The organism is Polynucleobacter sp. AP-Latsch-80-C2, from assembly GCF_018882185.1.
GTDB lineage: Bacteria > Pseudomonadota > Gammaproteobacteria > Burkholderiales > Burkholderiaceae > Polynucleobacter.
Genome location: NZ_JACVOY010000001.1, coordinates 446,894 through 457,563, shown reverse-complemented (window position 1 = coordinate 457,563; position 10,670 = coordinate 446,894). Strand labels below are relative to the sequence as shown.

Here is a 10,670-nt window from a genome sequence, read left to right as displayed (position 1 = left end):
GTCGCTTCATTCCCTCTACTATACTACAGAAGTACTGAACTTCACTACTATAGTAAAAATAAAGTGGGGGATCGTGTAAAAACAACAAGGAGAGATGGGATAGATGGATTAATTCTGAGAGGGAAAAGAAAAAGCCCCTCTAGAGGGGCTTCTCAATCAAGTACTGGCGGAGACGAGACCCACCAGTATCAAGAAACCCTCACTATCAATAGTGGGGGTTTTGTCTTTGTAGGCTGAGCAAATGTGGTGACTGTTTAGAGCAATGCGGAATTTTGTGGACGTTTCGAGTGGGGATGTAAGACGCTGGGTGACCGTGAGCATCTCATCGGCATTGTCGGGTAAACCGACATTTAATACTTGGACAACTGGCAGGCAGTTAACGACCCGAAGTAGACCTTTACGGACAAGGCTAAACCGCCCAAACGAGTCTTAGCAGTAGAGGCATTGTTAGGGTAACTCTAATTATGGGCTAGATGGCCAATGCCCCATCTTTTTCTCTTTGGTAGCAATGTAAGCCTTATTCTCATTGGAAGGGTCAATATGCAATGGAATACGATTGACCACGTTTATACCTAAATCTACTAAGGCCAATATTTTGGCAGGATTATTAGTCATGAGCTGCACAGAGGAAATATTTAGCGCACTCAATATCGTTTTAGCGCCTTCATAACTTCGCAGATCAGCATCAAATCCAAAAAGATGGTTGACCTCTACCGAATCAGCCCCATATTCTTGCAGCTCATAAGCTTTGATTTTGTTAATGAGACCAATACCCGCTCTTCTTGACGAAGATAAACGATGGCGCCTTGACCGACTTTAGCGATTTCATACATAGCAGTCTTTAGTTGAGCACCACAATCGCAGCGCAAACTATGAAACACATCCCCCGTCAAACATTCAGAATGCTGTCAAATTCAGCGCAAACCTGCTACAACTCAAGCTATATAGTGCTTATTTCGCCAACTGCGTAAGTATTTGCCAATTCGGCAGTCTAATAAAGGTTAAATGCAATCAAATTAGGCTTCTTCGGCCTGATTTTGATGGAGCCAGCTGAATATGGCTACAGCACACTAGGTAGGTCAAAATGTAGGCTCCATGAAAAAATTACTCAAAAAAATTTACTTAGCAATTAGGAATCTAGGAAAACGCGTTGGGCAACTCCCTTTGTGGCCCAAGATCTACCGCTTTTCTAAAGAAAAGCTGTGCTGGGCGTATCAAAAGCTTTGCTCTTGGAACCTCAAACTCACCGCTTATGTTCAGCCCCAATTTGAAAAACTCATCCGCAAGATCAGCAAGAACCCTGATTTTTCATTGGGTGCAAGAGCTACTCAAATATTTGTATATGTAACTCTTTATATCCTATTAAGCGTCCTATGGCATTTTATTGGAGGATTCTTTGAGGACTCCAAAAGCCGTGCCGCTCGGATGCGCCCCGTCTCGGTGGTCACTTCTCCTGTGAAACTAGGACAGATTACCGTCATTCAAACCGCATTGGGTACAGTTACCCCCCGCAACACCGTTACCGTCCATTCACAAGTCAGCGGCGCTCTAAGTAAGGTTTTCTTCAAAGAGGGAGATCTAGTAAAGGCCGGTCAATTGTTAGCTCTGATTGATCCACGCGCTTTCGAGGCTAGCCTCAAGCAAGCTGAGGGAACTTTGAATAAGGACAAAGCACTATTGAATAATGCCGAATTAGACTTGAAACGCTATGACACTCTTTTAAAACAAGATTCGATTTCCCATCAAGTCTATTCGACCCAAAAAGCCTTAGTTCAACAATACAAGGGCAATGTTCTGACTGACGAAGGCTTGGTCAGTAGTGCTAAATTGCAATTGGAATTCGCCCACATCACCTCACCGATTAATGGTCGCATTGGTTTGCGATTGGTAGATCCAGGCAACTTGGTGCAACCAAGCGATGCAAGCGGTCTCTTCGTTATCACACAGCTCCAGCCTACGACAGTCCTATTCTCAGTTCCTCAGGATGTCATCCCTTCGTTCAAAAAATTCCTGCAAGAGCCACCTCCTCCTGAAATTACGCCCAATGGAGATGCCCAGAAAGTAGAGACTGCTAGCGCCAAGACTGAACCATCTCAAGATCACAAGGGGCGCCATCGCAAGATTAGCCAAGATGCTAGTGTCGAACCTGCAGCAACCTCTGATGCCAGCGCAATACCTGAAAGAGTGATTATTCCCGTGGAAGCCTGGAATGCAGACAATAAGAAAAAATTGGCGACGGGTTATTTAGAAAGTATCGACAACCAAATTGATATCACAACCGGAACTGTTAAATTACGCGCTATCTTCCCCAACGAGGAGATGACCCTCTTTCCAAATCAGTTTGTGAATGTGCGAGTGGTCTTGGATGTGTTGTCTGATGTCGTAGTCATCCCCGTTCCCGCCGTTCAGCGTGGTACGCCTGGCACCTTTGTCTATCGACTGAATGTCAATCATTCCGTCTCCGTTGTTCCCGTTAAGCTGGGTCCAGTTGATGGAGACAGCGTTCAGGTGGTGGATGGTCTTGCGGCCGGCAATATTGTCGTGGTGGATGGCACCGACAAATTGCGTAATGGCGCCAAAGTGATGACTGGTGAAGCTTCAACCCCAACAACCGGCAAATCGCGCTGGCGTGAAGGGCAGAAACAGAAAAATGCTGCGCCATAACGGACTGATGATCAGACTCATATGAATCCTTCGCGGATATTCATTCTTCGCCCGATTGCCACCTCATTACTCATGGTGGCAATTTTATTAGCGGGAATTCTTGCCTATCGTAACCTGCCGATTTCCTCGTTGCCACAAGTGGACTACCCTACCATCCAGGTAGTCACTCTTTATCCAGGCGGCAGCCCTGATGTGATGGCTTCTTTGGTAACTGCTCCACTCGAGCGTCAATTTGGTCAAATGCCAGGACTCAATCAGATGTCCTCCGTTAGTTCAGGTGGTGCATCGGTCATCGTCTTGCAATTTACGCTTGATCTGAATATGGATGTTGCTGAGCAAGAAGTGCAGGCAGCCATCAATGCTGCGAATTCTTTGCTACCAGGAGATTTACCTGCTCCGCCGATTTACAACAAGGTAAATCCTGCTGATACCCCGATTCTGACGCTAGCCATTACATCCCCCACTTTGCAACTGACCAGGGTTGAGGATTTGGTAGACACCCGCTTGGCACAAAAGATTTCCCAGATTCCAGGCGTAGGTCTGGTAAGTATTTCTGGCGGCCAAAGGCCAGCGGTTCGCATCATCGCCAACCCTCGCGCACTTGCTGCCAAAAGCTTAAGCCTGGATGATGTCCGCGTTGCCATTGGCAATGCCAACATTAACTCGGCCAAAGGGAGCTTTGATGGCCCTTATCAATCCTCAACAATTGACGCTAACGATCAGATTAAATCTGCCGAGGGTTATCAGGATCTTATCATCACCTATAACAATGGTGCCCCCGTAAGAGTCTCGGATGTGGCAAAAGTCATCAGCGCACCCGAGAATGTTCGCTTAGGCGCTTGGGCCAATAAACAACCCGCCGTTATCCTAAATATTCAACGTCAACCTGGAGCCAACGTCATCCAAGTTGTGGATCAAATTAAAAAACTATTGCCACAACTATCTGCGAGCTTGCCGCAAGCTCTGGAGGTCAAAATTCTCACAGACCGCACAAGCACTATTCGCGCTTCAGTGAATGATGTCCAGATAGAGTTACTCTTTTCTATATTGCTGGTAGTCTTAGTAATTTACGTCTTCTTAAGAAGCGTACCCGCCACCGTAATCCCAAGCGTTGCCGTACCTCTGTCTCTAATGGGGACCTTTGGCATTATGAGCTTGGCAGGCTTCTCACTTAATAATCTATCTCTCATGGCTTTAACGATTGCCACCGGCTTCGTGGTGGATGACGCCATTGTGATGATTGAGAATATTTCACGCTATATCGAAGAAGGTGACAGGCCGCTGGATGCAGCGCTTAAGGGCTCCAAGCAAATTGGCTTCACCATTATCTCGCTGACCATCTCCTTGATTGCGGTATTGATTCCATTGCTATTTATGGGTGATGTCGTTGGTAGACTCTTTAGAGAATTTGCAGTGACCTTGGCTGTAGCCATCATCATTTCAGCGATAGTCTCTCTCACATTGACGCCCATGATGTGTGCGCTGCTACTCCATCACATTCCCGAGGATCAGCAATCTAGGTTCTACCATTGGAGTGGCGCCCTTTTTGACAAGTTGATTCACAAATACAGCATTGCACTGAATTGGGTATTAGATCGCCAAAAAACCACGCTTGGTGTTGCAGGATTGACTCTGGGCTTAACAATTGTCTTGTATATCTTCATCCCAAAAGGATTCTTTCCAAGCCAAGATACCGGAATGATTCAGGGGATTTCTGAGGCGCCTCAATCGATCTCTTATCAAGCAATGGCCAGTCGCCAACAAGCATTAACCGACATTGTCCTGAAAGATCCGGATGTTGAAAGTCTGTCCTCTTTTATTGGTGTGGATGGCACGAATGCAACCCTGAACAATGGGCGGATGCTGATTAATCTCAAAGCCCACGATCAGCGGGATGACATCAAAACAGTGCTTAGTCGCTTACAAGAAAAAGTGGATCAACTCTCTGATATCAAACTCTATCTTCAGCCCGTCCAAGATCTCACTATTGAGGATCGTGTCAGCAGAACACAGTATCAATTCACACTCGAGGATGCAAATGCAGATGAGTTAAGCGAATGGACACCGAAGATTATTCAAAAGCTCAATTCCCTACCCGAACTTAGTGAGGTAGCGAGTGATCTACAGAATAAGGGTTTGCAGTCTTATATTGATATTGACCGCGATATCGCTGCCCGCCTAGGGGTAACGATTGCCTCCATTGATAACGCTCTGTATAACGCTTATGGTCAACGCCTCATATCCACCATCTTTACCCAAACCAATCAATACCGCGTGGTCTTGCAAGCCAGCCCCAGCGTTGAGGTCGGCCTAAATGCCTTAGAAGACATCTATGTTCCTGGTGCCGGTGGCAAGCAAATTCCATTAAGCGTTATTGCCACCATTGAAGAGCGAAATGGCCCGCTTAATATCAATCACCAGGGACAGTTTCCGTCAGCAACAGTGTCATTTAATCTCAGTCGCACAGCCTCTCTGGGGGATGCCGTTCAGGCAATTAACGACGCCGAAAATGAGCTACAAGTCCCTGCCAGCTTAGTCACGCGCTTCCAAGGTGCATCTAAGGCATTCAACGCATCACTGAGCAATACCGTCACCCTAATCTTTGCCGCCATTATTTGTATGTACATCGTTTTGGGCATCCTGTACGAAAGCTATATCCACCCCATTACGATCTTGTCTACCTTGCCATCGGCAGGCGTTGGTGCCCTGCTGGCTCTCATCGTCTCCGGTAATGACCTAGGGATTATTGGCGTCATTGGCATCATCTTGCTGATTGGTATTGTCAAAAAGAACGCCATCATGATGATCGACTTTGCGCTTGAAGCCGAGCGTAACGAGGGCAAATCGCCACGTGACGCCATTTATGAGGCCTGCCTACTCCGTTTGCGCCCGATTCTGATGACCACGATGGCAGCCCTACTTGGTGCTTTGCCCCTCATGCTGGGCACTGGGACCGGCTCAGAATTACGACATCCCCTCGGGATTACTATGGTCGGAGGCTTACTGGTAAGTCAAGTGCTCACCCTCTTCACTACGCCCGTCATTTACTTAGCGTTTAATCAACTCTCGGGTCGCCTTAAGTCGTATCGAGCCAGTCGTCGCGCTTAATCCATGAATACACGAATTTGCAGATGAATATCTCCGCTCCATTTATTCATCGGCCTATTGCCACAACCCTATTGATGATTGCCACAGTGTTGGCAGGCATTACGGCATTTACACTGCTACCGGTTTCGCCCTTACCGCAAGTTGACTTTCCAACGATCTCAGTATCAGCCAGCCTCCCTGGCGCTAGCCCTGAGACTATGGCGGCGACCGTTGCCACTCCGCTTGAGCGCTCTTTAGGCAGAATTGCTGGCGTTACTGAAATGACCTCTACCAGCTCTTTGGGGTCCACACGCATTACCCTGCAATTTGATCTGAACCGAAACATCGACGGTGCAGCAAACGATGTCCAAGCTGCCATCAATGCTGCGCATAGCCTCTTGCCCACCGGCTTACCAAGCAACCCCACCTACCGCAAGGTAAACCCAGCGGATGCCCCCATCATGATTCTGAGTTTGACCTCAGAAACGATGCCGCGCGCACAGCTGTATGATGCCGCCTCCACCATCCTGGCACAAAAACTAGCGCAGTCTAAGGGCATTGGCCAGGTGACAGTGGGTGGTAGTTCCCTACCAGCCGTTCGGGTAGAAATTAACCCCACTCTCATGTCTGCATTAGGCATTGGCTTTGAAGATGTGCGCACTGCCATTGCCGCTTCAAATACCGTACGACCTAAAGGTGTAATTGAAAGTGGCGATCGCGCTTGGCAAGTCGTTGCCAACGATACTTCAAAGACTGCTCAAGACTACATGCCAGTCATTGTGGGTTATCACAATAACGCGCCCATTCGCATTCAAGACATTGCGCAAGTTGTCGACTCTGTTGAAGATCTGCGTAATGGCGGCCTGGCCAACGGCAAGCCCGCCGTACTACTGGTGCTTTGGCGACAACCGGGCGCCAATATCATTGATACAGTTGAAGGTGTAAAAGCACTTCTCCCCCAGCTCAAGGCATCTATTCCGGCGGCAATCAATATGGAGATTGCGCTTGATAGAACACCTACCATCCGCGCCTCACTCAGGGAAGTCGAGCGTACACTGATTTTGTCGGTCATTTTGGTAGTCATGGTGGTATTTCTGTTTCTCGGTAATGTCAGGGCCACCATTATTCCTAGTATTGCGGTGCCCGTTTCACTGATTGGCACATTTGCTGCAATGTATTTATGCGGCTTTTCTCTTAATAACCTCTCACTCATGGCTCTCACAATTGCTACAGGTTTTGTGGTGGATGACGCAATCGTGGTGCTGGAAGTCATTTCACGAAAAATAGAAGATGGAGAGACGCCCTTTCTGGCTGCGATCTCGGGGGCCCGAGAGGTTGGGTTTACGGTAATCTCCATCAGCGTATCTCTAGTAGCGGTATTCATCCCTATCTTATTAATGGGTGGCATTGTTGGGCGGCTCTTTCGGGAATTTGCTATCACCCTTTCGGTCGCCATTGGCGTCTCTTTAGTAATTTCCCTCACTGCGACACCGATGCTTTGCGCCAGGCTACTCAAGCCTCATGGCACAAAGACAAGCGGCCGCTTCATGCAAGCCGTCGAACGATTTTTTAGCAACGTGAATCAGCGCTACGCCAGTTCACTCGAATACGCGTTAAGGCATAAACGCATGACGATGATGGTTTTATTTTCAGTTATCGCCTTAAATGTATATCTCTATATCAGCATCCCCAAGGGATTCTTTCCGCAGCAAGATACCGGCAGAATTGTTGGCAGTATTCAGGCGGACCAAGACATCTCCTTCCAGGCAATGCAGTTAAAGATGAGTCAGTTCATGAGCATCGTGATGCAAGATCCTGATGTTGATAAAGTTGTGAGCTTTAATGGTGGCGGTCAAACCAATACGGGTAGCCTGTTTGTGGCGCTCAAAGCCCTCAGTGACCGACAAGGCAGCATGGACGAAGTGCTCGCTAGATTGAGGCGCAAGCTCAATGCAGTTGCAGGGGCTACCCTCTACCTACAGCCCGTACAAGATATCCGCATTGGTGGAAGACCTAGTAATGCACTGTATCAATTCACCCTCCTTGGTGACAGCCTAGAAGATTTAAGAGCGTGGGGGCCTAAGATTCGCTTTGCCATGACAGATTTGCCAGAGCTAGTGGATGTCAATACCGATGCGCAAGATAAGGGCATGCAGACCACTCTCAATATCAATCATGACACTGCAGCCAAATTAGGGCTCACCACTAATCTCATTGATACAACACTGAACGATGCTTTTGGGCAACGCCAGGTATCCACTATCTTTAACCCCTTAAATCAATATCACGTTGTCATGGAGGTTGCTCCGCAATACTGGCAAAACCCTGATATGCTCAAACAAATTTATGTCAGTACTGCTGCCCCCGCCCCTAACTCGTTTGCTGTAGGTGCAGCGCAATCTATTACGGCAGCAACGATTCCGATCAGCGCCATCCACAGCCCCGGATCTAAAACGACTGGTGGCCAAGTGCCTCTAGCCGCTTTTTCTAGTTATGGTCCTACCAATACGCCTTTGGTAGTGAATCACCAAGGTCAATTTACTGCGACCACCATCTCATTTAATCTGCCTGAAGGCGTATCGCTTGGCCAAGCCTCAGAAGCCATTTATGCCATGATGGATCGGCTAAATGTTCCGAATTCTATAAGAGCCAGCTTCCAGGGAGCAGCGAAGGCTTTTCAAGATTCCCTATCGAGTCAACCCTGGTTAATACTGGCCGCCTTCATCACCGTCTACATAGTTTTAGGCATTTTGTATGAGAGCCTGATTCATCCCATCACCATCCTCTCGACCCTACCTTCAGCAGGTGTTGGCGCACTACTGGCGCTGATGATCTTTAATACTGAGTTCAGCATCATTGCGCTAATTGGGGTCATTCTCTTGATTGGCATTGTCAAAAAGAATGCCATCATGATGATTGACTTTGCGATTCACGCCCAAAGAACTGACGGACTCTCGCCGCACGATGCAATCTATAAAGCCTGCTTGCTGCGCTTCCGCCCCATTCTAATGACCACTATGGCAGCCATTCTCGGAGCTGTTCCTTTGGCCATTGGATCCGGGGATGGCGCAGAATTTCATCGGCCGCTTGGTATTTCCATTGTGGGCGGCCTCATCATGAGTCAATTGCTCACGCTATACACAACACCAGTGGTCTATCTTTACATGGAGCGTTTGCGCACCTGGAAATGGAATAAGAAATGAATTCAATACAAAACAATCTTCACCTCAAGACTGCAAAAAAAATTCTGAGTGCAATAGGTCTTTTGGCGATCATGACAAGCTGCATGATGGGCCCCGACTACAGCAAACCTGACAGCGCAACAGCACCCAGCTACAAAGAAACCGACGATAGCAAGAGTGGTAATGGCTGGAAAATTGCACAGCCAAATGAAGCGGGTATGCAAGAAAAATGGTGGGAGATTTACCATGACCCAGACCTCAATCAGCTAATAGATAAGGTCAATATTGATAATCAAAACATCATTGCCTCCGAAGCCCAGTATCGCCAAGCCACCGCCTTATTAACCCAAGCCCGTGCCGCCCTATTCCCAACTTTGACGATGAACGGCAGCGGTAATCGTGGAACCGTGAACGGCGGAAGCAATGGTAATCTATCTAGCGTTAACCAAACGTTCAACGCCAATGTTGGAGCAAGCTGGGTACCGGATATCTGGGGCCAAGTCAGGCGCAATGTTGAAGCCAGCAAAGATACTGCGCAGGCTTCGGCTGCGCAGGTCGATGCACTTAGACTATCAACCCAGGCTACCCTTGCCCAAACGTATTTCCAACTGCGCATTGCTGACATGCAAATCAAGATGTATGACAGCACCATCAAAACTTATGAAAAATCACTCCAGATTACCCAGAATCAATACAACGCTGGCATCGTTACTCAGCTGGACGTTGCTCAGGCGAGCACCCTCCTAGAGTCGACTGTCGCGCTGGCAATTGATGTCAGCCTATCAAGAGCCCAACTTGAGCATGCGATTGCCGTATTGATTGGGCAGACACCATCCACTTTCTCACTCACGCCACAAATGCTTTCGATTGATCCGGTAACACATTTAGTAGTCAGCCCAGTATCCAAATTGGTGGCTGATTTACCCGATGTTCCAGTGGGGGTGCCATCAACGCTCTTAGAGCGTCGTCCAGATATTGCAGCGGCTGAACGCCAAATGGCTGCAGCCAACGCCAAAATTGGTGTGGCGACAGCCGCCTTCTTCCCTACGCTGACCATCTCTGCCGCAGGTGGGTATCAGGGTGCAGATTTGCCGGGCCTGATCAGTATGCCTTTGCGCTATTGGGCAATTGGACCCGCGATCGCACAGCCTTTATTTGATGGTGGCCTCAGAATCGGCGCATACCAACAAGCTGGCGCAGTCTATGATCAAAACGTCGCGCTCTATCGTCAAACTATTTTGGCAGCATTTCAGAATGTTGAAGACAACTTGGTTGCCCTCAGATTACTGCAAAGTGAGAGTAAGTCACAAGCAAGCGCTGTCAAGCACGCCCAAGATGCAGTGCGCATCAGTGAAAATCAATACAAATCAGGAATTATTACTTACTTGGATGTAGCCACTTCGCAGGCGGCGGAATTATCCAATGAACGAATCCTGATGTCTCTACTTAATCGTCAAATTGCAGCCCATGTTGGTCTAATTACCGCGCTTGGCGGCGGCTGGGACGTCAATCAAATTGCAGATAAATAAATCTGTGCAGATCAATTGCATTTAGAGGGTTGATAGACTTAATTCGGACATGAAATCGACGCGATTGAGATCTTCTTCTTGATGCAGAAATAGCTTTTATGCAAGCAGTACAGAGGCTAACAGCGCAATAGACATAAGCAATAGATTTAATTTGCGATGGGCTCTAACCATCACTAAGACATCAGTCCGAGCATGGGATGGCTACTCG

At 47.9% G+C, this 10,670-nt stretch carries 5 protein-coding genes and 1 pseudogene; 5 read left to right on the top strand and 1 reads right to left on the bottom strand.

Annotated elements, in window-relative coordinates:
* Positions 1 to 237: hypothetical protein (locus ICN47_RS02285; protein WP_216218265.1), on the top strand; the 237-nt coding region annotated here is incomplete at its 5' end.
* 225 nt (positions 238 to 462) lie between these two features.
* Here ICN47_RS02285 and ribA read toward each other — a convergent pair.
* A pseudogene (gene ribA, locus ICN47_RS02280) lies at positions 463 to 881 on the bottom strand (GTP cyclohydrolase II RibA).
* A gap of 214 nt (positions 882 to 1,095) precedes the next feature.
* On the opposite strand from ribA, the gene ICN47_RS02270 reads away from it, so the two are divergent.
* From ICN47_RS02270 to ICN47_RS02255, 4 genes are read left to right on the top strand one after another with little or no spacing between them, the layout of a single operon-like run.
* Positions 1,096 to 2,664, top strand: coding sequence for an efflux RND transporter periplasmic adaptor subunit (locus ICN47_RS02270; RefSeq protein ID WP_255538885.1), 1,569 nt, complete (start codon positions 1,096 to 1,098; stop codon positions 2,662 to 2,664).
* Between the two features lie 21 nt (positions 2,665 to 2,685).
* On the top strand, positions 2,686 to 5,772 hold the full coding sequence (locus ICN47_RS02265) for an MdtB/MuxB family multidrug efflux RND transporter permease subunit (protein ID WP_216218263.1): 3,087 nt from the start codon (positions 2,686 to 2,688) through the stop codon (positions 5,770 to 5,772).
* A gap of 23 nt (positions 5,773 to 5,795) precedes the next feature.
* Complete coding sequence (locus ICN47_RS02260) at positions 5,796 to 8,954, top strand: efflux RND transporter permease subunit (RefSeq protein WP_216218262.1); 3,159 nt, start codon at positions 5,796 to 5,798, stop codon at positions 8,952 to 8,954.
* Positions 8,951 to 10,462: an efflux transporter outer membrane subunit gene (locus tag ICN47_RS02255; protein ID WP_216218261.1), complete on the top strand. Its 1,512-nt coding sequence runs from the start codon at positions 8,951 to 8,953 to the stop codon at positions 10,460 to 10,462. The genes ICN47_RS02260 and ICN47_RS02255 overlap by 4 nt, the downstream gene beginning before the upstream one ends.
* Positions 10,463 to 10,670: the final 208 nt, after the last annotated feature.